The sequence below is a fragment of the Janibacter anophelis NBRC 107843 genome, from assembly GCF_001570945.1.
Classification (GTDB): domain Bacteria; phylum Actinomycetota; class Actinomycetes; order Actinomycetales; family Dermatophilaceae; genus Janibacter; species Janibacter anophelis.
Genome location: NZ_BCSQ01000005.1, coordinates 33,525 through 59,499 on the forward strand (window position 1 = coordinate 33,525; position 25,975 = coordinate 59,499).

A 25,975-nucleotide genomic window follows, 5' to 3' on the forward strand; every position below is an offset into this window, starting at 1 on the left:
GCGGTGGCTGGGAGGCGATCGACGGGCTGCGGGGATGTCGGCGGGTCGATCTAGACTCGGGTCGATGTCCGAGCTGCCGCGTTCCGAGAACTTCGTCCACCTGCACAACCACACCGAGTACTCCATGCTCGACGGTGCTGCGCGGATCAAGGACATGTTCTCCACCGCCCAGGAGATGGGCATGCCGGCGATCGCGATGACCGACCACGGGTACCTCTTCGGGGCCCACGAGTTCTGGAAGACGGCGCAGGACTACGACGTCAAGCCGATCATCGGGCTCGAGGCCTACGTCGCGCCGGGGACGCACCGCAGCGACAAGAACCGCGTGAAGTGGGGCGACGAGCGCACCCGGCCCGGCGACGACGTCTCCGGTGGTGGCGCGTACACCCACATGACGCTGCTCGCCCGCAACAACACCGGCATGCACAACCTCTTCACCATGGGCTCGCGCGCTTCGCTCGACTCGGTCTTCGCCAAGTGGCCGCGGCTGGACCGCGAGCTGCTCTCGCAGTACGGCGAGGGGATCATCGCGACGACCGGGTGCCCCTCCGGTGAGATCCAGACCCGCCTGCGGCTGGGGCAGTACGACAAGGCGATCGAGGCGGCCTCGGAGTTCCGCGACATCTTCGGCCGGGAGCACTACTTCCTCGAGCTGATGGACCACGGCAACCAGATCGAGCGTCGGGTGCGCGATGACCTCATGCGCCTGGCCAAGGACCTGCAGCTGCCGCTGCTCGCGACCAACGACCTGCACTACGTCAAGCAGGAGGATGCGATCGCGCAGGACGCCCTGCTGTGCATCAACTCCGGCTCCCAGCTGCACGACCCCGACCGCTTCAAGTTCGACGGTGAGGGCTACTACCTCAAGTCGCCCGCCGAGATGCGTCACCTGTGGCGCGAGCTGCCGGAGGCGTGCGACAACACGCTCCTCGTGGCGGACATGTGCGAGGTCTCCTTCGTCGAGGGCGAAGGGCGGTACATGCCGAAGTTCGACTGCCCGCCGGGGGAGGACGAGCAGTCGTGGTTCGTCAAGGAGGTCCAGAGCGGTCTCGGGCGGCGCTTCCCCGACGGCATCCCGGAGTACGCGCAGAAGCAGGCGGACTACGAGTCCGAAGTCATCACCGGGAAGGGGTATTGCTTCCCCGGCGAGACGCCGGTTCTCATGGCCGATGGGTCATGGCTACGCATCGATGAGGTGTCGGTCGGCGACCAAGTCACATCGATCAGTACCTGGAACCTGCGGCCGGCTCAGGGCGCGGTCGAGCGGGTGCTCACTCGCGAGGTCGAGGAGGACCTGTACGACGTACGGCCTCACGGCCAGTCCGAGGGCATCAGCGCGACCGCCGAGCATCCATTCCTCGTTGCGGGTCAGGGATGGGTGGAGGCGCAGCACGTCCGGCCCGGAGACGAGGTCCTCCTCGTGCAGCCGGAGTCCGCTCCGTACCAACCGTTTGACATGCAGCAGCTCATGCTGGACGCCGGGTGGCAGGTCGTGTCCACTCCGGACGAGCGAGTTGCCCGGCTCGGAGGCGGGGAGCAGCGGGCCCCGCGACCCAATTTCGGCACCATGCCGACCAAGGTCGAATGGTCCGAGGACCTGATGTGGTTGCTCGGTCTCTGGGTGGCTGAGGGACATCTGTACGACCCCGACGGGGAGACGAACCCGGGCCAGGTCGGTTGGACCCTCCACCGGGACGAGCCGGCCGTGGCTCGGCTGACGAACCTCGTCCAGAGCCTTGGACTGGGACGTCCCCGGGTCTACTCCAAGGCGAGCGCGGCCAGACCGGACCATCAGGGTGTCGTCGTCATGCTCACCAATCACCCCCTGGCTCTGTTCCTGCGGGAGATGTTCGGATCCGGGGTCCGATCCAAGTTCGTCGCGCCATGGGTCCGCTCTGTCCCGAGGGCAGGTCTGCGCGCCTTCATCGCCGGGTGGCACGAGGGTGACGGGTACGTGGATGCTCGTGGCCACCACATGGTGACGACCGTCAATCCCACCCTCGGTCGACAATTGCGAGCGATGCTTCTGTCCTTGGGACAGTGGGCCACCTTGGTGCGTAGTCCCAGCCAGCGCTCCTGGAAGGTCAAGTGGGTTCCGGACGCCCACAAGGCGCCGTACAACGCCCGAAACGTCGACGGACGCTGGTGGGTTCGAGTGCGGGAGGTCAGCCGTCGAGCGCATACCGGAACGGTGTACAACCTCACGGTGTCCGGAGACCACACCTACGTCGCGAACGGCATTGCCGTCCACAACTGTGGGTACTTCCTCGTCGTCGCCGACTTCATCAACTGGGCCAAGCGCAACGGCATCCGCGTCGGTCCGGGGCGTGGCTCGGGTGCCGGGTCGATGTGCGCCTACGCGATGGGCATCACCGACCTCGACCCGATCCCGCACGGTCTGATCTTCGAGCGCTTCCTCAACCCCGAGCGCAAGTCGATGCCCGACTTCGACGTCGACTTCGACGAGCGTCGGCGCTCCGAGGTGATCCGCTACGTCTCCGACAAGTACGGCGACGAGCGGGTCGCGATGATCGCCACCTACGGCACCATCAAGGCGAAGCAGGCCGTCAAGGACTCCGCCCGCGTCATGGGTCACCCCTTCAACGTCGGCGAGCAACTGACCAAGGCGATGCCCGCCGACGTCATGGGCAAGGGCGTGCCGCTGTCGAAGATGTGGGACAAGGAGCACGACCGGTTCAGCGAGGGGCAGGAGTTTCGCCAGCTCGTCGAGTCGGAGAAGCACCTCGGCGAGGTCGTCGACCTGGCCAAGGGCCTGGAGGGCCTCAAGCGGCAGTGGGGCGTGCACGCCGCCGGCGTCATCATGTCGAGCGAGCCACTCATCGACGTCATCCCGATCATGCGCCGTCTGCAGGACGGGCAGGTCCTCACGCAGTTCGACTACCCGACGTGCGAGACGCTCGGGCTGGTCAAGATGGACTTCCTCGGCCTGCGCAACCTGACGATCCTCGACGACGCCCTGGTCAACATCAAGAGCAACCGCGGCGAGGAGATCGACCTCGACGCGCTGTCCAAGGACATGACCGACAAGGCGACCTACCGCCTGCTCTCCCGCGGCGACACCCTCGGGGTCTTTCAGCTCGACGGCGGCGGCATGCGCACCCTGCTGCGGCTCATGCAGCCGGACAACTTCGAGGACATCTCCGCCGCCCTCGCGCTCTACCGACCCGGCCCGATGGGTGTCAACGCGCACACCAACTTCGCCTTGCGCAAGAACGGCCGCCAGGAGGTCGTGCCGCTCGACCCGCAGCTGAAGGGCAAGCTCCAGCCGCAGATGGAGGAGGCCCTCGGGCCGATCCTGGGCAACACCTACGGGCTCTGCGTCGCCGGGGAGACCCCGATCATCGACGCCGACACCGGCGAACGCGTGCGCGTCGACGAGCTGGAGCAGCGCGTCCGGGACGGCTTCTTCACCCTCGGCGTCGACGACTCGGGCCAGGTCGTGCGCCGTCGGGTCACGCACTGGTGGCAGATGCCGGACAAGCCGGTGCTGACCGTCCACACCTCGTCCGGGCAGAAGCTGCGGCTCTCCGGCGACCACAAGGTGCTCACCCCACGCGGGTGGGTTCCCGCCGGTGAGCTGGTGGCGGGCGTGGACCGGATCGCCCGTCCGCGGGATGTGCACGAGTGGGCAGCGCCCTCGTCAGTGACACCGGACGAGGCGGCCCTGCTCGGCTACCTGGTCTCGGACGGGTACATCACGCTGGACGAGAACAGCTTCATCAACTCGAGCCCAGAGTTGCGTGCGGAGGTCGTTCGCCTCTCGCGTGAACTCTTCGACGACACCCACCCGGTCGTGGACTGTCTGGACCGCTCCGCTCCACGCGTGCGGTTCGCGGCGTCACCGCAGGGCACGGGCAACGGCGGCAATCCGCGCCGGGGTTCGTACTCCACGATCGGCATCAACCGCTGGCTGCGTGGACTGGGGTACGTCGAGCGGACGACATCTGCCCACAAGTTCGTCCCCGAGGCAGTCAAGCGTGCGAGCGCAGAAGCGCGCACGCGGATGCTGGCCGCCCTCTGGGATGGCGACGGTCACGTCGGACCGAAGCTCGCCTTCTACACGACGATCAGCCACCGGCTCGCCGAGGACGTCCAGTACCTCCTGAGCACTCTTGGCATCCCGTCACGCGTGCACCACGCCCACAGTTACGTGTCCTCTCGCGACGGCATCCGGGACGTGTGGAAGGTGCACGTGTACGACGAGCGCTTCTGGCAGCTCGTCACTCCGGTCATGGTCCACCGCGCCAAGATCTCACCGCGTGACCGGCTCATCACCGCCTCGCGCAGTCGCGGTGTGGCGCTCGAGCACATGCTCGTCCACGCGGGAGACATCGTGAGGTCGGACGATGACCTCGCCGACCGTTCCCTCGCCACCATGCGCGTCGGGGCAGCCACCCTTCCCGCTCTGCGCCGACACCTGTGGCGTCAGGGTCTGGTGGACTCGCCGAAGACGACGCACCCACGATTCGACGGCTCGGGCCTGTACCCCCTCAACGAGACGTCGACGGCCTACCTCTCCGCCATGGGGACGGCGGAGGACCACTTCATCGCGTCCTTCGATTGGGTCGGTGTCGACGAGATCGTCACCGGTTCCGAGGAACCCGTCTACGACATCACCGTCGAGGACGTCCACAACTTCGTCTCCAACGGCATGGTGCTCTCCAACTGCATCTACCAGGAGCAGGTCATGGAGATCGCACAGAAGCTGGCGGGGTACACCCTCGGCAACGCCGACCTGCTGCGCCGCGCCATGGGCAAGAAGAAGAAGGAGGTCCTCGACAAGGAGTACGTGCCCTTCTCCGAGGGCATGAAGGCCAACGGCTACAACGAGGCCTCCATCGCTGCGCTGTGGGGCGTGCTCGTCCCCTTCTCCGACTACGCCTTCAACAAGGCGCACACGGCCGCCTACGGTCTCGTCTCGTACTGGACCGCCTACCTCAAGGCCAACTACCCGGCCGAGTACATGGCCGCGCTGCTCACCTCCGTCGGGGACGACAAGGACAAGTCGGCGCTCTACCTCAACGAGTGCCGCCGCATGGGCATCAAGGTGCTGCCCCCTTCGGTCAACGAGTCGCAGGGTCCGTTCTCGGCCGTCGGGTCCGACATCCGCTTCGGTCTCAACGCCATCCGCAACGTCGGTCGCAACGTCGTCGACGGGATCATCGCCGCTCGGGAGGAGAAGGGGGCCTTCACCTCCTTCGACGACTTCCTCGCCAAGTGCCCCGCGGTCGTGTGCAACAAGCGCACGGTCGAGTCGCTCATCATGGGCGGCGCCTTCGACGACCTCGAGCACCCGCGGCAGGGCCTGGTGATGGTCCACGAGGAGTACGTCGACGCCTTCGTCGGGGTCAAGCGGCAGGAGGCCGTCGGCCAGGACTCGCTGTGGGACATGTTCGGCGGTGACGACGCGGACGACGCCGGCCCGGCCGGCATCGAGGGCATGGGCCTGCGTCCTGTGCCGGTCGTCGAGTGGGACAAGCGGACCAAGCTGGCCAACGAGCGCGAGATGCTCGGCCTCTACGTCTCCGACCACCCGCTCTTCGGCGTCGAGCACGTGCTGCAGCGCGCCGCCGACACCTCGATCGCGGCGCTGACCCAGCCCGACTCCGGCATCAAGGAGGGCAGCCACGTCACCATCGCGGGGCTCGTCACCGGGCTGAGCGTCAAGCGCACCAAGAAGGGCGACCTCTGGGCCATCGCGACCGTCGAGGACCTCGAGGGTGCGATCGAGTGCCTCTTCTTCCCCAAGACCTACCTGACGGTCCAGACCATGCTCACCCAGGACATCGTCGCCGTCGTGCGCGGCCGGGTGAACGCCCGCGACGACTCCGTCTCGCTCTACGCCGAGGACCTGACGATCCCCGAGATCACCGACGGTCCGCGCGGGCCGGTCGTGCTCACCCTCGACTACGCCCGCGCCACCACGGGCCGCATCGAGGAGGTCAAGCAGGTGCTCGCCCAGCACCCCGGCAGCACCGACGTGCAGATCAAGCTCGTCCAGCCCGGCCGGTCGGTCACCATGTCCGTCGACCCCAGCTACCGGGTCGAGCCCACGGAGGCGCTCATCGGTGACCTCAAGGTGATCCTCGGCGCGCGGGCGGTGAGCGCATGAGTGAGCTCACGAGCACGACGAAGGGGGCGCACCCCACCCCGCCCGTCGCGGCCCAGCGGCCGTGGACCCGCACCCACCACGGCGAGGACGTCGCCGACCCCTACGAGTGGCTGCGTGACGGCGAGGACCCAGCCGTCATCGCCCACCTCGAGGCGGAGAACGCCTACGCCGAGGCGACGACGGCGCACCTGACCCCCCTTCGTCAACTGTTGTTCGACGAGATCAAGTCACGCACCCTCGAGACCGACCTGACGGTGCCCGTGGCCTCCGGCGACTGGTGGTACTACGCCCGCACCGTCGAGGGCAGCCAGTACGCGATCCAGTGCCGGGCACCCCTGACCGACCGCACCGCCGTGCCCGAGCTGGACCCGTCGCAGCCGCTGCCCGGCGAGGAGGTGCTCCTCGACGGCAACGCCCTGGCCGAGGGGCACGAGTTCTTCTCCCTCGGCGGCTTCGAAGTGAGCGCGGACCACACCCGCATGGCCTACGCCGTCGACGTGACCGGTGACGAGCGCTTCGACGTCACCGTCGTCGACATCGCCACCCGGCAGGTCCTCGACGAGGCGGTGACCGGCGCCGGCTACGGGCTGGCGTTCTCCCACGACGCGCGCCACCTCTTCCACGTCGCGGTCGACGACGCATGGAGGCCGCACGAGGTGTGGCGCCACGAGGTCGGTACGGCGCGCGGCGACGACGTGCTCGTGCACCGGGAGAGCGACGAGCGGTTCTGGATGGGGCTGGGCACCAGCCGCGACGAGCGCTGGATCGTCCTCGGCCTGGGCAGCAAGACCACCTCCGAGGTGCACCTCATCGACGCCCACGACCCGACCGGCCCGATGCGGTGCGTCGCCCCGCGCCGCGACGGCGTCGAGTACGACGTCGAGCCGGCCGCCGACCACCTGCTCATCGTGCACAACGAGCGCCAGCCCGAGGGCGACCTCGCCTGGGCGCCCCTCGACGCGACGAGCCACGAGCAGTGGCAGCCGCTCCTCGAGCGCGCCGACGGCGAGCGCTTTGTCGGTGTCGACGCCTTCGACGACTTCGCGGTGCTCTCCCTTCGCGCCGACGGGTTGCCCGCGCTGCGGATCCTGCCGCGGGAGGCGAAGTCGACCCCCTTCGTCGCATCGGACTACGGCGCACCCGTCGACGTGGGCTTCGACGACGAGCTGCACACCGTCTCCCTCGGCCCGGTCGCCGACCCCGACACCGACCGCATCCGCATCGTCCACGAGTCGTGGGTCAGCCCGCGCTCCGTCCTCGACGTCGTCGCGGCGACGGGGGAGCGGCACGTGCTCAAGCGCCAGCCCGTGCTCGGCGGGGTCGACCTCGCCGACTACGAGCAGCAGCGCACCTGGGCGACCGCGCCGGACGGCACCCGTGTCCCCGTCTCGCTCGTCATGCGCCGCGGCACCGAGCCGGACGGGTCCCACCCCGGCCTGCTGTACGGCTACGGCAGCTACGAGATGAGCTTCGACCCGTACTTCTCCATCGCGCGGCTCTCACTGCTCGACCGCGGTGTTGTCTACGCGGTCGCGCACGTGCGCGGTGGCGGCGAGCTCGGCCGTCACTGGTACGACGACGGCAAGATGCTCGCCAAGCGCAACACCTTCACCGACTTCGTCGCGGCCGCCGAGCACCTCCACGAGACCGGCTGGGTGGCCCGTGACCGCCTCGCGATCGAAGGGGGGTCCGCCGGCGGTCTGCTCGTCGGCGCCGCGACCAACCTCGCGCCCGACCGCTTCGCGGCCGTGCTCGCGGCGGTGCCCTTCGTCGATGCGCTGACGACCATCCTGCGCCCCGACCTGCCGCTGACGGTCGGGGAGTGGGAGGAGTGGGGCAACCCGCTGGATGACCCCGAGGTCTATCGCTACATGCGCGGCTACAGCCCGTACGAAAACATCGCGCCCCTGGCCTACCCGGCCATCCTCGCGACGACGTCGCTGCACGACACCCGCGTGTACTTCACCGAGCCGGCGAAGTGGGTGGCCCGCCTGCGCGAGGTGACCGACCACGACGACGAGCGACCGGTCCTGCTGCGCACCGAGATGAGTGCCGGGCACGGTGGCCGGTCCGGGCGCTACGACGCCTGGGAGCAGACGGCGTGGGAGTGGGCCTGGGTGCTCGACCGGATCGGTGCGACGGACGTGGTGACCAGCCGGTAACCACGGCCCCGGATGTGGCTAACGTGAGCGCATGACCGCGACCGGCAGCGAAGCCCGCGCCACGGAGGCCCAGGCGAGCCCTCGGCCCGAGGTGCCGATCGTCCCCCTGAAGACGGACCCTCGGCCCGCGGTTCCGAGCCGCTTCCGCGGCGACCCGCAGCGCACGCGCCGACTGGCGCGGCCGCTCTTCCTCGCCGCACGCGACCGGAGCGTCGACGAGGGTCTCGTCGACGAGATCGGCCGGCGGATGATGGTCCGCGACGAGGTCGGGGCCGCCCTCGTGGCCGCCATGGGGCGCGTACCCGAGGATCCGGAGCGGGTGACGATGCGCCAGCTGCGCGAGGCACTTGCTGCGGGTGGAGTCGACGCGGGGGCGCCGGCAGCCCTGCGTGAGTTCTTCGCCGCCGTGACGCCGGACCCGGGGTGGCTCGACCGTGACCTCGTTGAGCGCGGTGCGCGTGCCTACCGGCGGCTCGGGCGCAGTCGCGACGACGCCCTGCTCATCCTCGGCCTCATCGGGGGCTACCGGTTCGGCGGCCCGACCGAGCTGCTCGTCGCCACGGGGGCGCTCTCGGGTGAGGGCGCGATGCGCCGGCTCGGCGAGACCCAGGCGTGGACCCACCAGGTCAGCCGACCCGGTGGGCTGGAGCCCGGTGGCGTGGGCTGGGCGTCGACGCTGCACGTGCGGGTCATGCACGCGCTCGTGGCCGACCGCTACGAGCGCCCCGGTCGGTACGACATCGCGGGCCACGGGCTGCCGATCAACCAGGCCGACTCGGCGGCGACCCTGGGGCTCTTCAGCGGGGCCGCGCTCCTGGGTTGCCGGGCCCTCGGCCGGCTCGTCCCGCGCGAGGACTCGGACGCGATCATGCATCTGTGGCGCTATGTCGGCTGGCTCATGGGAGTCGACGAGGACTGGCTCTTCGACAGCGAGCGCGCGCAGCACCACTTCAACGCGCACATCCTGCTCGCCCAGGGACAGGTGACGCCCAACGGTGCCCGGCTCGCCCGGCCGCTCGTCGACGGTCTGCGTGAGGAGCGCACCGGCGGAGCCCGAGCGCGCCTGCACGGCGTGTGGGCCCGCGAGCGGGTGCTGAGCCTGGCCCGTCCGATGCTCGGTCGGCAGAGCCTGCACGACCTGGGCCTGCCGGTGCGGCCGCCGTGGCTGGTCCCCGTCGAGATCGTGCGCAACCTCGTCGAGACCGTGGTGGTCGTGCGCGTGGAGCGCGGGCGCAGGTGGCTCGAGGAGCGCTCGGACCGTCGCTACGAGGCGGACTTCGTGCTGCGCCTCGGCGACGCCACACACGGGCCGCGGGACCTGCCAGCCTGAGTGGCCCGGCCGGCCCCGACCCACCCGACCCCGCGTCGGGGGAGGAGTGGTCAGCCGCCGTCCAGCTCGTCGGCGAGGACCGCCGACCAGGTGCGCACGATGCGCCGACGGCGTTTCGAGTCGTCGGTGAGCAGGTCGGCCAGGGCCAGACCGCGCGCGAGGTCGAGGGTGGCCTGGATGAGCGTGCGGACGTGCGGGTCGCCGTCGTCGACGCCCAGGTGCGAGACCGCGAGGGCGTGCACCGACCGGGCGAACCGTCGCTCGAGGGGCGCGATGACCTCCTGCACCTGCGCGTCGGCCGCCGCGGCCGTCCATGCGTGCAGCGCCGCGCGGAAGAGCTCCCCGTTGTAGGTCTCCATGAGGGTCGCGACCACGGCGTGCACACGCTCGGCGCCCGCCGCGGTCGGGGGCGGCAGCGCCTCGATCTGCTTGCGGCGCTCGTCGAAGACGTACTCCAGGGCGGCGACGACGAGCGCCTCCCGGGTGGGGAAGTGGTGCTGCAGCGCGCCGCGGCTGATCCCCGCCTCGTCGGCGATGACCGAGACCGTGGCGGCGCTCCACCCGCGCTCGGCGAGGCAGTGGACGGTCGCCTCGAGCAGCCGCTGCCGGGTCGCCCGACTACGGTCCTGCTTCGGCTCGCCCGCCGCGCGCACGGTGCTCACCCCGTGGCCCACCGCGGCGGCCGCTTCTCCATGAAGGAGAGCATCCCCTCACGCGCCTCGTCGCTGACGAAGAGCCGCGCGGACTGGGCCGCGACGCGCTCGCGATGGGTGTCGATGTGGGCGAGCACCTCGTGCGTGACCAGGGCCTTGGTCTCACGCAGCCCCTGCGGAGAGCACGCACCGAAGTCGCGCGTCACTGCAGCGACGGCCTCGTCGAGCTCCTCGGTCCCGCCCACCGCCTGGGTGACCAGCCCCATCCGCGCGGCCTCCGTGGCGTCGAACTTCGCCCCGGTGAGGAACCAGCGCGATGCCGCCCGCGGGTCGACCTTCGGCAGGACCGTCAGGGAGATCACCGAGGCGGCCAGCCCGAGGCGGGACTCGGTGAGCGCCCAGGTCGACGACTCGCCCGCGATGACGATGTCGCACGCACCGACGAGACCCATGCCGCCGGCCCGCACGTGCCCGCCGATCCGCCCGATGACTGGCTTGGGCAGGGCGACGATCGCGCGCAGCAGGTCGACGAGCTGGTCGGCGCGCACCCGGGCCGGGTCGTCGTCGGTGTTGCTGCGCGCCTCGGACAGGTCGGCACCCGCGCAAAAGGTGGTGCCGGTGTGCGTCAGGACGACGCAGCGGACGTCGTCGTCGGCCTCGGCCGCGGCCAGCCCGTCGAGCAGCTCGGTCACGAGCTGGTCGGAGAGGGCATTGCGGTTGTGTGGGGAGTCCAGGGTGATCGTCATGACACCGGCGTCGGTGCCGGTCCTCACCCGGGGGCCCTGTGGCGCGCTCATCCTGCGTCCGTCCTCTCATCGGTTGCGGTCCCCGCCTCGTCGCTGACGACGACGAGCGTGACGCCCTGGTCGACCTGCTGACCGACGACGGCCGCCACCCGGGTGACGGTACCGGCCGCGGGAGCCGAGACCGTGTGCTCCATCTTCATTGCCTCGAGCGTGACCATCGGAGCCCCCGTCTCGACGACATCGCCCTCGACGACGTGGACGCCGGTGATCGTGCCCGGCATGGGCGCGACGAGTGCGCCGGCCGGGGCCTGCGCCGCCGGGTCCACGTAGCGGGGCAGCAGGCGCAGGGTCCGCGACCCCAGGGCGGAGTCGACGACGACGGACTCCTCGTCACCATCCAGCCAAGAGACGGCAAAGCGGCGCCGGACCCCGTCGAGGTCGAGGACGACGTCGTCCGCGCTCGCCTCGACGAGGGCCACCTCGGCCACGGACGAAGGGGGTGACTCCAGCTGGAGTCCGTCGCGCCCGATCCGGTGGCCGACGACGACCTCCTCCTCACCGTGCGCGAAGGTGCGCCGTTGGAAGGCCGAGGGCACGTTGCGGTAGCCGCTGCTGACCGTCGCCATGACCGGTCGACGAGCCACCTGACGCGCTCCGTCGGAGAGGGCGGCGACGAGCGACGCCAGGTCGGTGGGCAGGGCGCTGCCCTCCGTCAGGGAGGCGGGTTCGTGGCGCCCGTAGAAGCCCGTGTCCGCGGTGCCGGCGAGGAACTCCTCGTGCCCCAGGCTCGCGACGAGCAGGTCCCGGTTGGTCGCGATGCCGTGGATCCGGCTGTGCCGCAACGCCGCCGCGAGCTCGCGTGCGGCCTCCTCCCGCGTGGGGGCGCGGGAGATGACCTTGGCGAGCATCGCGTCGTAGTGGGTGCCGACGACCGAGCCGGTCTCGACACCGCTGTCGAGACGGATGCAGTGCTCGGGCGCGACCTCGAAGCGCGTCGCCACTCCCGGGACATCGAAGGCCGCGATGGTCCCCGTCTGCGGACGCCAGTCGTCATTGGGGTCCTCCGCGTACAACCGCGCCTCGATCGACCACCCCCGGGTGACCGGCTCGTGTGCGGGGAGGGACCCCCCTTCGGCCACGTCGATCTGCAGACCGACGAGGTCGGTGCCGGTGACCGACTCGGTGACCGGGTGCTCCACCTGGAGGCGGGTGTTCATCTCGAGGAAGAAGAAGGACCCGTCCGGCAGGGCGAGGAACTCGACGGTGCCCGCACCCCGGTAGCCGACGGCCGCGGCGGCATCGCGCCCCGCCTGCAGGAGGCGATCGCGCATGTCACCGCCGACGTGCTCGACGAGGGGAGAGGGGGACTCCTCGATGACCTTCTGATGACGGCGCTGCAGCGAGCACTCGCGCTCGCCGAGGGCCCACACGGCACCGTGTGCGTCGGCCATGATCTGCACCTCGACGTGGTGCCCGGCCTCGAGGTAGCGCTCGACGAAGACCGTCGGGTCGCCGAAGGCGGACGCGGCCTCGCGGGAGGCGGAGGCGACGGCCTCGTCGACATCGGCCAGGGTCCGCACGATCCGCATGCCGCGACCGCCGCCACCAGCGGAGGCCTTGACGAGCACGGGCAGGTGCTCCTGCGCCACCTCCTGCGGGTCGAGGCGGTCGAGCACCGGGACGCCGGCGGCAGCCATCTGCTGCTTCGACTCGACCTTGCTGCCCATGACCCGGATGGACTCCGGCTCCGGGCCGATCCAGGTCAGTCCGGCGGCGACCACCTGCGCGGCGAAGTCGGCGTTCTCCGAGAGGAAGCCGTAACCGGGGTGGATGGCGTCGGCGCCGGCCCGCTGGGCGGCCTCGATGATGAGGTCGCCGCGCAGGTAGGTGTCGGTGGGGGCGCTGCCCGGCAGGTGCACGGCCGCATCGGCCTCGTGCACGTGCGGGCTGTCGGCGTCGGGGTCGGAGAAGACGGCGACCGTCGCGATGCCACGCGCACGGCAGGTCGCGAAGACACGGCGGGCGATCTCGCCCCGGTTGGCGACGAGGACGGAACGGATGGGGGTGCTGGGCTGGGTCATGGTGCTCCTCTCACATCCGGAAGACGCCGAAGGAGGAGGTCCCCTCGACCGGTGCGGTGTGGATGGCGGACAGGGCGATGCCCAGGACGTCCCGGGTGTCGCGCGGGTCGATGATCCCGTCGTCGTAGACGAGGCCGGAGAGGACCATCGGCATCGCCTCGGCGTTGATCTGGCCCTCGATGTACGCGCGCATGGCGGCGGCGCCGTCCTCGTCGAAGGGCTTGCCCTGGGAGAGCGCGGAGGCCTTGGACACCGAGTGGACGACCTCGGCGAGCTGCGCCGCCCCCATGACCGCTGAGCGCGCCGACGGCCAGGTGAAGACGAACCGCGGATCGTAGGCACGGCCGCACATCCCGTAGTGGCCGGCGCCGTAGGAGTTGCCGAGCAGCACGGAGACGTGCGGGACGGTCGAGTTGGAGACCGCGTTGATCATCATCGCGCCGTGCTTGATGATGCCGCCCTGCTCGTACTCCTTGCCGACCATGTAGCCGGTCGTGTTGTGCAGGAAGAGCAGCGGGGTGTTCGAGCGGTTGGCCAGCTGGATGAACTGCGCCGCCTTCTGTGACTCCTCGCTGAAGAGCACGCCGCGGGCGTTGGCGAGGATGCCGACGGGGAAGCCGTGCAACTGGGCCCAGCCGGTGACGAGCGAGGAGCCGTAGAGCGGCTTGAACTCGTCGAAGTCGCTGTCGTCGACGATCCGGGCGATGACCTCGCGGGGGTCGAAGGGGGACTTCAGGTCCGGCGAGACGATGCTCAGCAGGTCCTCGGCCGCGTAGCGCGGTGGCTTCGGTGTCGCGGTGACCGGTCCGGCGGCCTTGCGGTGGTTCAGCCGCGCGACGATGCGCCGGCCGATGCGGATGGCGTCCTGCTCGTCGCGGGCGAAGTGGTCGGCGAGACCGGAGACGCGCGCGTGCATGTCGGCGCCACCGAGCGACTCGTCGTCGGACTCCTCACCGGTGGCCGCCTTGACGAGCGGGGGCCCGGCGAGGAAGACCTTGGACTGCTCCTCGATCATCACGACGTGGTCGCTCATGCCGGGCAGGTAGGCGCCGCCGGCGGTCGAGTTGCCGAAGACGAGGGCGATCGTCGGGATGCCCTCCCGCGACAGCCGGGTGAGGTTCTTGAAGATCGCGCCACCGGGGATGAAGATCTCCTTCTGCGTCGGCAGGTCGGCGCCGCCGGACTCCACGAGAGAGATCACGGGCAGCCGGTTGGCGAGGGCGATCTCGTGCATCCGGAGGGACTTCTTCAGCGACCACGGGTTGCTCGCGCCGCCCTTGACCGTCGGGTCGTTGGCGACGACGAGGCACTCCACCCCGCTCACCAGGCCGATGCCGGCGACGACGGAGCCGCCGGTGGTGAAGTCCGATCCGTAGCCGGCCAGAGCCGCCAGCTCGAGGAAGGGGGACTCCAGGTCGAGCAGCAGCTCGATGCGTTCGCGGGCGGTCAGCTTGCCGCGGCCGTGGTGCCGGGCCACGTACCTCTCACCTCCACCGGCGACCGCCGTGGCGACCTCCGCGTCGATGGCGGCGAGCGCCTCGCGCATCGCCCTCGCGGAGGCCTGCGCCTCCGGCGAGGTCGGGTCGAGGGTGCTGCTGAGGATCGTCATTGCGGCTCCGTGGGGAGGAGGGAGGTGGGGATGTCGACGTGCCGGGAGCGCAACCACTCCGCCAGGCCCTTGGCCTGCGGGTCGAAGCGCGCGTTGTACGCGACGCCCTCGCCGAGGAGGCCCTCGACGACGATGTTGACGGCGCGCAGGTTGGGCAGGTGGGTGATGGTCAGGGCCAGGTCGGCGGTCTCGGGGAGCAGCTCGTGGACCCGCTCAGGGGTGAGCAGGTCGGCCAGCCACGGCCAAGCGGCGTCCTCGCGAACCCAGACGCCGATGTTGGCGTTGCCGCCCTTGTCGCCCGAGCGGGCCCCGGCGACGGTGCCCAGCGGGGCCCGGACGGTTCCCCCTTCGCGCATCTCCCCGGGGACATGCGCGGGGTGGGCGTCGGTCAGGGGCTCGAGGGGGCGGGTCGTCGTCGGCGGGGGTACCGCCTCGACCCTGCCGTCATCGAGCACGACCTCGTGCTGCGGGACGGACTGCGGGACCCAGCCGGGCGTGAAGACGCCGTACGGGACCGCCGCGCCCGGGGGAGAGGTCGGGTGGAACCCGGGGTAGGAGCCGAGCGCGATCTCGACGGCCGCGTTGGAGAAGGGGCGACCGACGACCTTGGGGTCCGGGTCGCGGGCGACGACGGTCAGCAGGGCGGCCGCCTGCTGCTGGGTGGGGGCGTCCGGCGCGTCGGTGCGGGCGAGCGTCCAGGTCAGGTCGGTGGGGGAGATCGTCAGGGCGTCCTCGAACTGGCGGCGCGCCAGGTCGGCCTTGGCCTCGATGTCCAGACCGGTGACGACCATCGTCATCTCGTTGCGGAAGCCCCCGAGCGAGGTCAGCGAGACCTTGACGTCGGGAGGCGGGGCCTCGCCGCGTACGCCGCTGATCTCCACCCGGTCCGGTCCGTCCTGACGAAGGGAGATCGAGTCCAGTCGCGAGGTCACGTCGGGGCCCGCGTAGCGGGCGTCCTGCACCTCGTAGAGCAGCTGGCTGGTGACCGTGTCGACGGTGACCGCACCCGCGGTCGCCGGGTGCTTGGTGATGACGCTCGACCCGTCGCGCCGGATCTCGGCGATCGGGAAGCCGGGACGGACGAGGTCCTTGATCTCGGTGAAGAAGGCGTAGTTGCCCCCCGTCGCCTGGGTGCCGCACTCGATGACGTGCCCCGCGACGGTCGCTCCGGCGAGGGCGTCGAGGTCGTTGCGACCCCACCCGAAGTGGGCGATGGCCGGCCCGACGATGACCGAGGCATCGGTGACCCGGCCGGTGACGACGACGTCCGCGCCGGAGGCGACGGCCCGGGCGATGCCGAAGCCGCCGAGGTAGGCGTGGGCGCCCAGGGGCGTGCCGAGACCGAGGTCGGCCGCGCGGGGCGTGAGGTCGTCGCCGCGCACGTGGGCGACGGCGGCCGTCAGACCCTGCTCGGTCGCGAGCTCGCGGATCGCCGTGACGAGCCCGGGGCTGTTGACCCCGCCAGCGTTGGCGACGATCGTCACTCCCCGGTCCAGGGCGAGACCGAGGCAGTCGTGCAGCTGCCTCAGGAAGGTCTTGGCGTACCCGGTGCCCTCATCCTTCATCCGGTCGCGGGCGAGGATGAGCATCGTCAGCTCCGCCAGCCAGTCGCCGGTGAGCACGTCCAGCTCACCGCCCTCGAGCATCTCGCGCATGGCGCCCAGCCGGTCGCCGTAGAAGCCGGAGCAGTTGCCGACGCGCAGCACCTCGGGCGCCACGCTCATGCCTGGGCCCCCGCTCCCTTGGGCGGCCCGGCGAAGACCTGGGCGAAGGTCAGCCAGTGCGCCGCCTCGCCGGTGGCGACGAGCCCGGTGTCCCCGACCTCGCGTCGCTGGGTGACGACGAGCGCGAAGTCCTCGGCGGACCCGGTGACAGCTCCGTGGTCCGGTCCCTGAGGTGCGAGGCCGTCCGCGGCTGAGCCTCGAAGGGTGCCCCACTCCCACACCTCACCACCGGGGGAGGTGAGCCGGATGGCGAAGGGAGCGGACGGCACCGGGAGGTCGTTGATGACGTAGGCGAAGTCACGGGTGCGCACGCCGAGGTGGCAGATGTCGCGCAGTCGGTCGGTCGGCTCGCGCCGGACCCCGAGGGCGTCGGCGACGTCCTGGCCGTGCGCCCACATCTCCATCAGGCGCGCGGTGGCCATCGACCGGGCACTCATCGGCGGACCGAACCACGGCAGCTTGATGCCCTCAGGGACCTCGCGCAGGGCGGTGGCGAGGCGCTTGCGACCGGTGCGCCACCGGGTCAGCAGCTCTGCCGGGGGAGCGCCGGCCCCCTCCGCAGCGCGTGTGTCCGCATGACCGAAGGGGTCCCGCATCGCCACCTGCAGCTCGGCGTCGAACTGCTCCGGCGCCGTCGCCGCGAGGTGGGCGACCTCGTCGGTCCACGCCAGGTGGGCGATCTGGTGCGCGATCGTCCACCCGGCGGCAGGGGTGTCGCGGGACCAGCCGGCCTCGTCGAGACCGGCGACGAGGGCGTCGAGATCGGAGCACTCGTCGAGGAAGGCGGCCACGGTGTCGCTCATGCGGCGAGGGTGGCACGAAGGACAAAAACAATCAAGCATGCTTGTTTTGTCGGTGCCGCGTGACTACCGTCGTCGACATGCGCCTCACCGATGAGCACGCCGACTTCCGCGCCAGCGTGCGCACCTTCGTCGAGACCGAGATCAACCCGCGTGCCGACGAGTGGGAGGCGGCGGGGACCTTCCCGGCGCACGACCTCTTCCCCAGGGCGGCGGCGCTGGGGCTGCTCGGCCTCGAGTACGACCCGCAGTACGGGGGTGAGGGAGCGGACCACTCCTTCCAGATGGTCGCCGCCGAGGAGCTCGGCCGCGCCGATGTCGGTGGTGTCCCGATGGCCCTCGGCGTGCAGTCGATGATGGCGACGCCGTCCTTGGCCCGCTTCGGGTCCGAGGAGCTCAAGCGTGACTTCCTCGCTCCCGCGATCGCGGGCACGGCGGTCGCCTCGATCGCGGTCACCGAGCCCGACGCCGGCTCCGACGTCGCCGGCCTGCGCACCCGGGCGGTGCGTGACGGCGACGACTGGGTCATCACCGGCCGCAAGACCTACATCACCAACGGCACCCAGGCCGACTGGGTCTGCCTGCTCGTGCGGACCTCCGACGAAGGGGGACACCGAGGCATCTCGCAGGTCGTCGTCCCCACCGACACCCCCGGGTTCGCCGTGGCCAAGACGCTGGACAAACTCGGCAACCGCTGCTCGGACACCGCCGAGCTGGTGCTCGACGAGGTGCGCGTCCCGGTGGCCCACACGATCGGCGAGATCGGTCGCGGCTTCCAGCAGCAGATGCAGCAGTTCGTCGTCGAGCGGATGTACGCCGCGTACTCCACCGTCGGCAGCTGCGAGCGGGCGCTGGAGCGCACCCGGGAGTACGTCATGCAGCGGCAGGTCTTCGGGGGTCTCCTCGGGTCGAAGCAGCACGTCGCCTTCCGCCTGGCCGACCTGTCCGCGCAGGTGGACCTGCTGCGCAGCCACAACGCCGCGGTCTGCGAGGCGATCAGCGCGGGCGAGGACGTCACCCGAGGGGCCACTGTCGCCAAGCTGACCGCCGGCCGCCTGGCCCGCGAGGTGGCCGACACCTGTCTGCAGTTCCACGGCGGCATGGGCTACATGGAGGAGACGTGGACCGCGCGCTTCTTCCGCGACGTGCGCCTGGGCGCCATCGGCGGTGGCGCCGACGAGGTCATGCTCCAGGTCCTGGCCCGCATGGACGGACTGCCGGCTTGACCCCCTTCGCCCTCACCCGATCCAAGGAGAAGAGACCATGACCCGCTCACTCGCCGGACGCACCATCCTCATGTCCGGGGGCAGCCGCGGCATCGGCCTGGCCATCGCCGAGCGCGCCGCCCGCGACGGTGCCAATGTCGCGATCCTCGCCAAGACCGACCAGCCCCACCCGAGGCTCGAGGGCACCATCCACACCGCCGCCGCCGCGATCGAGGCGGCCGGCGGGCAGGCCCTGCCGATCCTCGGCGACGTCCGCTCCGAGGAGTCGGTCCAGGAGGCCGTGGAGCGCACGGTCGAGCGGTTCGGGGGGATCGACGTCGTCGTCAACAACGCCAGCGCCATCGACCTGTCCTCGACGCAGGACCTGCCGATGAAGAAGTACGACCTCATGCAGGACATCAACTGCCGCGGGTCCTTCCTCCTGGCCAAGACGGCGCTGCCGCACCTCAAGGCCTCCGACGCCGCCCACGTGCTCACGCTGTCACCGCCGCTCAACCTCAACCCGCGCTGGGCCGGTGCCCACCTCGGCTACACGATCGCCAAGTACGGCATGAGCCTGGTGACGCTCGGGCTCGCCGAGGAGTGGCGCGAGCACGGGATCGCGGCCAACAGCCTGTGGCCGCGCACGGCCATCGCCACCGCCGCGGTGCAGAACCTCCTCGGCGGCGACGAGACGATGGCCCGCAGCCGCAGCCCGCAGATCATGGCCGATGCCGCCCACGCGGTCCTCACCCGTGACCCGGCGGAGTGCACCGGGCGCTTCCTCATCGACGACGACGTCCTCGCGGAGGAGGGCGTCACCGACCTGTCCGTCTACGGGCCGCCGGTCGAGCAGCTGTTCCCGGACTTCTTCCTCGACGCGTGAGCGCGCGCTGGCCGAGTCACTCCAGGTCGAGGGTGATGAACTTCGGCCGGTAGAGGGTGGGGTCGCGGGTCAGCTCGTCGAAGTCGAAGGTGTTGACGTTGTAGGAGATGAGCAGCTCACCGTCGTCGGAGATCTCCGGGTGGCCGTGGGCGTTGTACGTGAAGTGCTGCCCCCGGCCGGACTCCGGCGTCTCGTAGATCGTCTGCCGCTCCTCCCACGGCCCCTGCGGCGAGCAGGCCGTCCACGCGTTGATCTTCGGGCTGAAGGGCAGCGAGGTGTCCGACGAGACCATGAGGTAGCCGTCGCGGTAGGGACTGACGCTCAGCTCGTTGGCCACGCCGTCGGTGAGCCGCGCACTCTGCGTCACGTCGTCGGACCACCCGTCGGCGGTGCGGTACTGCCAGCGAGAACGATCGGTGAGGTTGCCCGCGGGAACCCGCGCCAGGTGCAGGTGCTTGGCCTCCTCGAGGTCCTCGACGCCGTAGACGTAGGTGTGGGTCGGCGTCGACATCACGCCGGCACCCCAGGCCACGCGGTCGCCCGCGCCGGGACCGGGGTCGATGATCTCGGTGACCTCGAGCTCGGGCAGGGAGACCCGGGCCATCGCGTTGCGCTCCCAGACGAAGCCCTGCTCACCCTCCTGCCGGGTCAGCGACAGGAAGACGACGAGCTCGTCGCCCTGGACGGCGGCGTCCTGCACCCAGTAGTAGCTCTGCTCGCTCGGGTCGGGGAAGAAGGACTCCGGCCCCTCGCCCGTGCGCGTGCTCAGCCGACCTCCCTCGCCCTCGGCCACGAGGGCGTTGTGCACCATCGCCATGCCCGGGGCCGGAGTGCCGTTGCGCGAGACCTCGCCGATGAAGGAGTCGCTGAAGAGCCACAGCGTGCGTCCGTCGGGCAGCCCCACGGAGTAGGTCGAGTCGCCGGCGACCCACCCGGGGCCGGTGAGGTCGAAGCGCGCGTCGTCCTGCGGGGACGGCGTCGCCCAGGAGAAGCGCGCGTCCGTCGCCTCGCAGTCACCGCCCTCGCCCTCGTCGGTGCAGCCCACGAGCAGACCGGCACCGACGGCGAGGGCGAGCGTGCCCACGGTCAGCCGGCTGCGGTGCATGCGGTCTCCTGACGACGGGGGCGGCCAGTCCTCAAACTACTGCAGGCGAAGGGGGCTCACAGCCAGCCGAGGTCCTGGGCCCGGCGGGCGGCCTCCACCCGGTTGCTCGTCCCCGTCTTGCCGATCGCCGAGGACAGGTGGTTGCGCACGGTGCCGGGGGACAGGTGCACGCGCGCGGCGATCGCCGGCGCCGAGTGCCCGTCGAGGGCCGCGGTCAGGACCTCGCGCTCGCGCTCGGTCAGGGGGTTGGGACCGCCGACGACGACCTCCGTCGCGAGCGAGGGGTCGACGACCCGGCCGCCGCGTGCGACCGTGCGCACCGCCTCGGCGAGCTCGTCGGACGGGGTGTCCTTGACGACGAAGCCACTGGCGCCGGCCTCGAGCGCGCGCCGCAGGTAGCCCGGTCGGCCGAAGGTCGTGACGATGAGGACCCGCGTGCCGGGCAACTCGTGGGTCAGCTGGGCGGCCGCGGCGATGCCGTCGAGTCCGGGCATCTCGACGTCGAGGACGGCGACGTCGGGGCGGGTGCGTCGTGCGGCCTCGAGGACCTCATCGCCCGAGCCCACCTCGGCGACGACCTCGAGGTCCTCCTCGAGCCCGAGCAGGGCCGCCATCGCGCCCCGCACGAGCGCCTGGTCGTCGGCGAGCAGCAGGGTGATCACGGCAGCTCCACCCGCACCTTGGTCCCCGGACCGGTCGGTCCGGTGATGCCGTCACCCACGTCGAGGTGGCCGCCGACGCGCGTGACCCGCTCCCGCAGGCCGGTCAGCCCCGTGCCCTCGCGGCGGCCGCGCAGGCCGCGCCCGTCGTCGCAGACCTCGAGCCAGGTCGGACCCCACCCGACGTCGACGCGCGAGGCGCCGCTGTGCCGCACGACATTGGTCGTCGTCTCGCGCAGCGCCCACGCCATGGTGATGCGGTGCGCCGGGTCCACGACGTCGACGTCGTCGGGCAGGCGAGCCTCGATGCCCGCGGCGCGCAAGGCCTCGGCGGCGGCATCGCGCTCGTCGGCCAGCCGCATGACCCGCAGGCCGGCGACGGTCGCGCGGATCTCCGCGAGGGACTGCCTGGTCAGCTGCTGGATCGCGGCGATCTCGGCCTTGGCCCGCTCGGGGTCGCGGTCGACGAGCCGCTCGGCCAGGTCGGCCTTGAGCGAGACGACCGTCAGCGAGTGGCCGAGGACGTCGTGCACGTCACGGGCCACGCGGTCACGCTCCGCGGAGACGGCCAGGGAGCGTTGCAGGGTCTCGCGCCGCACGTCGCTGCGCGTCATGGCGCGCATGAGCAGGCCGAAGGCACCGAGCAGGGTCGGCAGGAAGAGGAAGGGCCACACCTCGGCGAAGTCGCCCTTGGCCCACAGGATGAGGCCGCTCGCGGCGACCGTGCCGAGCACCCCGGGCACCGCCAACCGGTCGGGGAAGCTGAACGCCGCCATCGACGCGATGAAGGGCGAGGTGCCCAGGGCCTCGGGCCCGATGGCCCAGACCAGCACGAGCATGATGGCGACCATCGTTGCGGCACAGCCCAGGACGATCACGTGGTCGAGGCGCTCCCACCCGTGGAAGATCGCCCCCTGGCCGCGGATGAAGCCCCACACGTAGGTGGCTGCGAAGGCCACGAGCAGGCCGAGCAGCAGCACCCGCCGGACCGGTTCCCCGCCCGTGTCCTGCACGATCGAGGCAGCCGGGAAGCCGAGGAAGACCAGCCAGATCGCGGCGAGGAGCCAGCCCCACCGGGCCCACGGGTCAGGGAGGCGGTCCTCCTCGGCGGTCCCGGGTGCGCAGGTCACTGCCGGTCCCGACCCCGTCGCACGAGGTAGACCGTCAGCAGGGTCAGGATCAGCGTCCACGCCCCCACGTTAGCCAGCGGGACCCACAACGCCTCGTGGGCGAGGTTGCCCTCCATGTCGACCGAGTACCCCTCGGTGAGCGGGTAGCGCGCGAGCGAGACCAGCCCGTAGAGCGGGGTGAACTTCGCGATCGTCAGCATGACGCCCGACAGCGGGATGAAGATGTTGCCGAGGAAGGCGAAGATCACCAGCGATCCGCTCGCCGCACCCACGGCGGACTCGGACTTGAACGCCAGCCCGAAGACGAGCCCGTAGAGGGCGAACAGGCAGGCCCCGAAGAGGACGATCGCGGCGGAGGCGAACCAGACCCAGGTCTCTCCCTTCGCCCCCGTGCCGAAGCCGATGGCGTAGATCAGGCCGATCGGGATGAAGGCGATGACCATGGCGACGATCGCCTTGGCGGCGACGTACGCCGCGTCGCGAAGGGGGGTCAGCCCCAGCTGTCGTCCCCACCCCTGCATCCGCTCCACGGCGGCCGAGCCGCCGACCGAGACGGTCGCGGTCACCGCGCCGTACACGGCCATCGAGATCATGATGTACAGCGCGACGTTCCCGCGGCCGATGTCCTCGGCGCCGAAGGTCTGCGCCGCGCCGAAGACGACGTACATGAAGGCGGGCAGGACCGCGATGAAGAACAGTCCGACGTAGTCACGGCAGAAGCGCTTGAGCTCCAGGCCGACGAGTGTGGGGTTCATCGGGTCTCCTCGGTGGTGTCGGTCTCGGCCATGGCCTCACCGGTGATGGCCATGAAGGCTGCGTCGAGCGAGGCCGTGGTGACCTCGAGGTCGGTGCCGCCCAGCTCGGTGAGCAGCAGTCGGGCGATCGCGTCGGAGTCCTCGCCGATGGCGGTGACGCGACCGTTGGTGTCGGTGACCGAGGTGACCCCGGCGAGCCCGCGCAAGCGCTCGACGACGGCGGCGACGTCCCCCCTGCGGACGTCGGCGCTCACCGTGCGACCGCTCGCGCGGGCCCGGATCTGCTCGGTCGTGCCGTCGGCGACGACGCGCCCGCCGGCCATGAGCACGATGCGGTCGGCGAAGTTGTCGGCCTCCTCGAGGTAGTGCGTCGCGAAGAGGACCGTGCGGCCGTTCGTCGCGTCCTCGTGCATCGTGCGCCAGAACTCTCGTCGGGCGGCGACGTCCATCCCGGCCGTGGGCTCGTCGAGGATCAGCAGGTCCGGGTCGGGCAGCAGCGCGAGGGCGAAGCGCAACCGCTGCTGCTCACCTCCCGAGAGTTTCGAGACCTTGCGGCCGGCCTTGTCCGCCAGGCCTGCTCGCCGCAGCACCTCTTCGACGGGCTCGTGCCGGGCGAAGGTCGAGGCGATGTAGCGAACCGTCTCCCGGGCGGTGAGGTCGCGCAGCAGACCGCCGGTCTGCAGGACGGCCGAGACCCTCCCTTCGTGCACGGCGCGACGGGGCGCCGCACCGAAGGAGGTGATCCGCCCCGTCGTCGGCTCGGTGAGGCCGAGGACCATGTCGAGGGTCGTCGTCTTGCCCGCGCCGTTGGGGCCGAGGACGGCCACGACCTCCCCGGGCCGGATCGTCAGGTCCACTCCCGCGACGGCGTGGACGGTCTCGCCGCCGGAGCGGAAGCTCTTGGTCACGCCCTCGAGGTGGATGCCGTCGGTCGCGACCGCGGTGGTCGGTGGGCTCGTCGTCGCTGGGCTCGTCGTGGTCATGGCTGCAAGCCTCGTCGCGAAGGGAGTGGCCCGGCCATCCCCTGATGTCACGACTGCGCAATGACAGCTGTCATGGGGCAGACAGCGTGCCGGGTGGCGGGCATCATTGGGTGAGAGGGCCCGGTTGCCCGACCGGGACCACCGACACCAGGAGGTACCCCCGATGGGCGCAGCAGTCGAGATCAGCACCGGCGACATCGCACCGGAGCACCTGGCGGGCAAGCACGTGATGCTCGGCTCGACCGATCTGGGCGTCCTCGACGGCACCGCGTCCACGGTGCACTTCGACATCCCGTCCGGCAAGCACGTGCTCTACCTCAAGGACGGGCTGACCACGTCCGGTGCCGTCGCCTTCCGGGTCCAGGCGGGCCACTGCGCCCAGGTCGTCGTCAAGGACACCGACGCCGGGATCTTCAGTGCCTTCTTCGGCGGGTGGTTCGCGCTCCAGCGAGCCGGTGACCACCACCTCGAGCCGGGCACCCCGGGCGCCGAGGAGATCTCCACCGACGAGGTCCCGGTCGGCGCCTGACCCCGGTGGGGGACGATGTCCCCCATGAGCAAGGACCACGCAGCGCGGCTCGCCCGCGGCGAGACGATCGAGTTCCGCGCGGCCCGCACCGGCATGACCTTCGTGCTGCTGATCTGCGTCGGCTTCGCGATCATCGGCCTGTGCCTGCTCGGCGGTGGTGACGGCCTGCTGCGGATGCTCGGTGTGGCGCTCGCGGTCTTCTTCGGCCTCGTCGGCATCCCCGTGATGGTGTGGCGGCTGCTGCGTCCTGCGCTCGAGATGAGCGTCTCGGCCGAGCGCGGCGTGCTCGTCGACGGCGGACCCGGGTGGATCGACTGGTCGCAGATCGAGCGCGTCGACCGCGAGGTGCTCGCCGCCCGCCCGACGATCGTGCTGCGCTTGACGCCGCAGGCCCAGGAGCGGTGGGACGACGCCCGCCGCGACGCCGGCGAGGTGGTCGAGCAGGCCCCCGGCGGTCCGGGGGCGGTCGTGCCGCAGACGATCGGAGCCGCGCCGGACGACGTCTACCGTGCGCTGGCCGCCGGGTTCACGGCCTGGCGGGACGCCTAGTCTCGTGACCATGCGCGTCACCCAGCTGCGGCTCTACCCGGTCAAGTCCCTCGCCGGCGCGGACGTCGAGTCCGCCCGGGTCGAACCCTGGGGCATCGAGGGCGATCGCCGGTGGGCGCTCGTGGACCCGACGGGGGAAAAGGTCACTGCCCGTGAGGAGCGCAGCCTGCTGCGGCTGCGCGCCGAGCAGGTCGACGAGGAGACCATCCGCATCCACGACGGCGACGCGAGCATCCTCGTCGACATCCCGCTCGGCCTGCCCCCGATCCCGGTGAGTCACTCCCGGCAGGGGTTCGCGCCGCCGGCCGACCAGGACGTCAGTGACTGGATCTCCGAACGGGTGGGGCGCCCCCTTCGCCTCGTCTGGCAGGAGGAGCCGCGCATGCGGCGGATGTCCGGCGCGCACGGCGGACTCGACGGCGACACGCTCTCCCTGGCCGACGCCGGCCCGCTGCTCCTGACCTCCGAGGCATCGCTCGCGCGCCTGCAGGAGTGGGTCGACGCGGGGGACGCGCCGACCGAGCTCGAGATGGTCCGCTTCCGGCCCAATGTCGTCATCGACGGCGACGAGGCCTTCGCCGAGGACGGCTGGCCGACGGTGCGCATCGGCGACCTCGAGCTGCGCACCGCAGAGCCCTGCGACCGCTGCGTCATGACGACGATCCACCCCACGACCCTCGCCACAGGGCCCGAGCCGATCCGCACCCTCTCGCGCACCCGGAAGTGGGACGGCAAGACGTGGTTCGGCACGCGTCTGGTGCCCTTGGGCGAAGGGGAGATCCGCGTCGGCGACGAGGTCGTCCCCGGCTGAGTCCGGCTCTCCCCGCCCCTGCGCGCCCTCTGCCGCTACCGTCCGGCGCGCGCTTGGCGCGCCCCCTTCGGCGTGTCCTCCCGCAACCGTTGACAACCGTGACGAGCGCCACTACCTTCGGCGCA

The 25,975-nt window shown here is 71.1% G+C and carries 19 protein-coding genes; 8 read left to right on the plus strand and 11 right to left on the minus strand.

Going from position 1 to position 25,975, the window contains the following annotated elements:
* Positions 1 to 64: 64 nt before the first annotated feature.
* From dnaE to JAN01S_RS02265, 3 genes are read left to right on the plus strand one after another with little or no spacing between them, the layout of a single operon-like run.
* Entirely contained in the window at positions 65 to 6,133 is a 6,069-nt protein-coding gene (gene dnaE / locus JAN01S_RS16470; RefSeq protein ID WP_157075560.1) for a DNA polymerase III subunit alpha, read from the plus strand.
* Entirely contained in the window at positions 6,130 to 8,295 is a 2,166-nt protein-coding gene (locus JAN01S_RS02260; RefSeq protein ID WP_068313033.1) for a S9 family peptidase, read from the plus strand. The genes dnaE and JAN01S_RS02260 overlap by 4 nt, the downstream gene beginning before the upstream one ends.
* Positions 8,296 to 8,326: 31 nt before the next feature.
* Positions 8,327 to 9,625: an oxygenase MpaB family protein gene (locus JAN01S_RS02265; protein ID WP_084359949.1), complete on the plus strand. Its 1,299-nt coding sequence runs from the start codon at positions 8,327 to 8,329 to the stop codon at positions 9,623 to 9,625.
* A 50-nt stretch (positions 9,626 to 9,675) separates the two neighbouring features.
* On the opposite strand, the gene JAN01S_RS02270 is transcribed toward JAN01S_RS02265, so the two are convergent.
* The 6 genes from JAN01S_RS02270 to JAN01S_RS02295 are packed head-to-tail and all read right to left on the minus strand — an operon-like array spanning position 9,676 to position 17,241.
* Positions 9,676 to 10,287 carry a TetR/AcrR family transcriptional regulator gene (locus JAN01S_RS02270; RefSeq protein WP_205353156.1) on the minus strand — a complete coding sequence of 204 codons (612 nt, stop codon included), beginning with the start codon at positions 10,285 to 10,287 and terminating at the stop codon, positions 9,676 to 9,678.
* Positions 10,284 to 11,075, minus strand: a complete 792-nt coding sequence (locus tag JAN01S_RS02275) for an enoyl-CoA hydratase family protein (RefSeq protein ID WP_068313035.1) — start codon at positions 11,073 to 11,075, stop codon at positions 10,284 to 10,286. Before JAN01S_RS02275 ends, JAN01S_RS02270 begins: the two co-directional genes overlap by 4 nt.
* Complete coding sequence (locus tag JAN01S_RS02280) at positions 11,072 to 13,105, minus strand: ATP-binding protein (protein ID WP_068313037.1); 2,034 nt, start codon at positions 13,103 to 13,105, stop codon at positions 11,072 to 11,074. The genes JAN01S_RS02275 and JAN01S_RS02280 overlap by 4 nt, the downstream gene beginning before the upstream one ends.
* 10 nt (positions 13,106 to 13,115) lie before the next feature.
* A complete protein-coding gene (locus JAN01S_RS02285) occupies positions 13,116 to 14,714 on the minus strand; it encodes an acyl-CoA carboxylase subunit beta (RefSeq protein ID WP_068313040.1) in 1,599 nt (532 codons plus the stop codon).
* Complete coding sequence (locus tag JAN01S_RS02290) at positions 14,711 to 16,438, minus strand: acyclic terpene utilization AtuA family protein (protein WP_084359951.1); 1,728 nt, start codon at positions 16,436 to 16,438, stop codon at positions 14,711 to 14,713. Before JAN01S_RS02290 ends, JAN01S_RS02285 begins: the two co-directional genes overlap by 4 nt.
* Entirely contained in the window at positions 16,435 to 17,241 is an 807-nt protein-coding gene (locus tag JAN01S_RS02295; RefSeq protein WP_068313046.1) for a TIGR03084 family metal-binding protein, read from the minus strand. Before JAN01S_RS02295 ends, JAN01S_RS02290 begins: the two co-directional genes overlap by 4 nt.
* Positions 17,242 to 17,318: 77 nt before the next feature.
* Between JAN01S_RS02295 and JAN01S_RS02300 the strand changes: the two genes are divergently transcribed.
* Complete coding sequence (locus tag JAN01S_RS02300; protein WP_068313049.1) at positions 17,319 to 18,464, plus strand: acyl-CoA dehydrogenase family protein; 1,146 nt, start codon at positions 17,319 to 17,321, stop codon at positions 18,462 to 18,464.
* Positions 18,465 to 18,501: 37 nt separating this feature from the next.
* Complete coding sequence (locus JAN01S_RS02305; protein ID WP_068313053.1) at positions 18,502 to 19,329, plus strand: SDR family oxidoreductase; 828 nt, start codon at positions 18,502 to 18,504, stop codon at positions 19,327 to 19,329.
* Between the two features lie 16 nt (positions 19,330 to 19,345).
* Here JAN01S_RS02305 and JAN01S_RS02310 read toward each other — a convergent pair whose 3' ends face one another.
* The 5 genes from JAN01S_RS02310 to JAN01S_RS02330 are packed head-to-tail and all read right to left on the minus strand — an operon-like array spanning position 19,346 to position 23,961.
* Entirely contained in the window at positions 19,346 to 20,434 is a 1,089-nt protein-coding gene (locus tag JAN01S_RS02310) for a DUF5005 domain-containing protein (protein ID WP_068313056.1), read from the minus strand.
* A 56-nt stretch (positions 20,435 to 20,490) separates the two neighbouring features.
* Entirely contained in the window at positions 20,491 to 21,096 is a 606-nt protein-coding gene (locus JAN01S_RS02315; RefSeq protein ID WP_084359953.1) for a response regulator transcription factor, read from the minus strand.
* Positions 21,093 to 22,223, minus strand: a complete 1,131-nt coding sequence (locus JAN01S_RS02320) for a sensor histidine kinase (protein WP_068313059.1) — start codon at positions 22,221 to 22,223, stop codon at positions 21,093 to 21,095. The genes JAN01S_RS02315 and JAN01S_RS02320 overlap by 4 nt, the downstream gene beginning before the upstream one ends.
* Complete coding sequence (locus JAN01S_RS02325; protein WP_068313062.1) at positions 22,220 to 22,978, minus strand: ABC transporter permease; 759 nt, start codon at positions 22,976 to 22,978, stop codon at positions 22,220 to 22,222. Before JAN01S_RS02325 ends, JAN01S_RS02320 begins: the two co-directional genes overlap by 4 nt.
* Positions 22,975 to 23,961 (minus strand): ABC transporter ATP-binding protein, encoded by a 987-nt coding sequence (locus JAN01S_RS02330; protein WP_068313065.1) that lies wholly within the window; start codon positions 23,959 to 23,961, stop codon positions 22,975 to 22,977. The genes JAN01S_RS02325 and JAN01S_RS02330 overlap by 4 nt, the downstream gene beginning before the upstream one ends.
* 163 nt (positions 23,962 to 24,124) lie before the next feature.
* Here JAN01S_RS02330 and JAN01S_RS02335 point away from each other — a divergent pair, with 163 nt between their 5' ends.
* Genes JAN01S_RS02335 through JAN01S_RS02345 form a run of 3 tightly spaced genes read left to right on the plus strand, consistent with a single transcriptional unit; the run spans position 24,125 to position 25,850 of the window.
* Positions 24,125 to 24,490 (plus strand): hypothetical protein, encoded by a 366-nt coding sequence (locus JAN01S_RS02335; protein ID WP_068313067.1) that lies wholly within the window; start codon positions 24,125 to 24,127, stop codon positions 24,488 to 24,490.
* Positions 24,491 to 24,514: 24 nt separating this feature from the next.
* On the plus strand, positions 24,515 to 25,039 hold the full coding sequence (locus JAN01S_RS02340) for a hypothetical protein (protein WP_068313071.1): 525 nt from the start codon (positions 24,515 to 24,517) through the stop codon (positions 25,037 to 25,039).
* Positions 25,040 to 25,049: 10 nt separating this feature from the next.
* The gene (locus tag JAN01S_RS02345) at positions 25,050 to 25,850 is read left to right on the plus strand and encodes an MOSC domain-containing protein (RefSeq protein ID WP_068313138.1); all 801 of its coding nucleotides are present in this window, start codon (positions 25,050 to 25,052) and stop codon (positions 25,848 to 25,850) included.
* Positions 25,851 to 25,975: the final 125 nt, after the last annotated feature.

What these genes read in the sequence shown, in the direction of transcription:
- JAN01S_RS02300 (WP_068313049.1), top strand. Translation starts at nt 17,319, where the DNA reads ATGCGCCTCACCGATGAGCACGCCGACTTCCGCGCCAGCGTGCGCACC.
- dnaE (WP_157075560.1), top strand. Translation starts at nt 65, where the DNA reads ATGTCCGAGCTGCCGCGTTCCGAGAACTTCGTCCACCTGCACAACCAC.
- JAN01S_RS02340 (WP_068313071.1), top strand. Translation starts at nt 24,515, where the DNA reads ATGAGCAAGGACCACGCAGCGCGGCTCGCCCGCGGCGAGACGATCGAG.
- JAN01S_RS02335 (WP_068313067.1), top strand. Translation starts at nt 24,125, where the DNA reads ATGGGCGCAGCAGTCGAGATCAGCACCGGCGACATCGCACCGGAGCAC.
- JAN01S_RS02325 (WP_068313062.1), bottom strand. Translation starts at nt 22,978, where the DNA reads ATGAACCCCACACTCGTCGGCCTGGAGCTCAAGCGCTTCTGCCGTGAC.
- JAN01S_RS02280 (WP_068313037.1), bottom strand. Translation starts at nt 13,105, where the DNA reads ATGACCCAGCCCAGCACCCCCATCCGTTCCGTCCTCGTCGCCAACCGG.
- JAN01S_RS02265 (WP_084359949.1), top strand. Translation starts at nt 8,327, where the DNA reads ATGACCGCGACCGGCAGCGAAGCCCGCGCCACGGAGGCCCAGGCGAGC.
- JAN01S_RS02295 (WP_068313046.1), bottom strand. Translation starts at nt 17,241, where the DNA reads ATGAGCGACACCGTGGCCGCCTTCCTCGACGAGTGCTCCGATCTCGAC.
- JAN01S_RS02275 (WP_068313035.1), bottom strand. Translation starts at nt 11,075, where the DNA reads ATGAGCGCGCCACAGGGCCCCCGGGTGAGGACCGGCACCGACGCCGGT.
- JAN01S_RS02260 (WP_068313033.1), top strand. Translation starts at nt 6,130, where the DNA reads ATGAGTGAGCTCACGAGCACGACGAAGGGGGCGCACCCCACCCCGCCC.
- JAN01S_RS02310 (WP_068313056.1), bottom strand. Translation starts at nt 20,434, where the DNA reads ATGCACCGCAGCCGGCTGACCGTGGGCACGCTCGCCCTCGCCGTCGGT.
- JAN01S_RS02305 (WP_068313053.1), top strand. Translation starts at nt 18,502, where the DNA reads ATGACCCGCTCACTCGCCGGACGCACCATCCTCATGTCCGGGGGCAGC.
- JAN01S_RS02285 (WP_068313040.1), bottom strand. Translation starts at nt 14,714, where the DNA reads ATGACGATCCTCAGCAGCACCCTCGACCCGACCTCGCCGGAGGCGCAG.
- JAN01S_RS02290 (WP_084359951.1), bottom strand. Translation starts at nt 16,438, where the DNA reads ATGAGCGTGGCGCCCGAGGTGCTGCGCGTCGGCAACTGCTCCGGCTTC.
- JAN01S_RS02330 (WP_068313065.1), bottom strand. Translation starts at nt 23,961, where the DNA reads ATGACCACGACGAGCCCAGCGACGACGAGCCCACCGACCACCGCGGTC.
- JAN01S_RS02345 (WP_068313138.1), top strand. Translation starts at nt 25,050, where the DNA reads ATGCGCGTCACCCAGCTGCGGCTCTACCCGGTCAAGTCCCTCGCCGGC.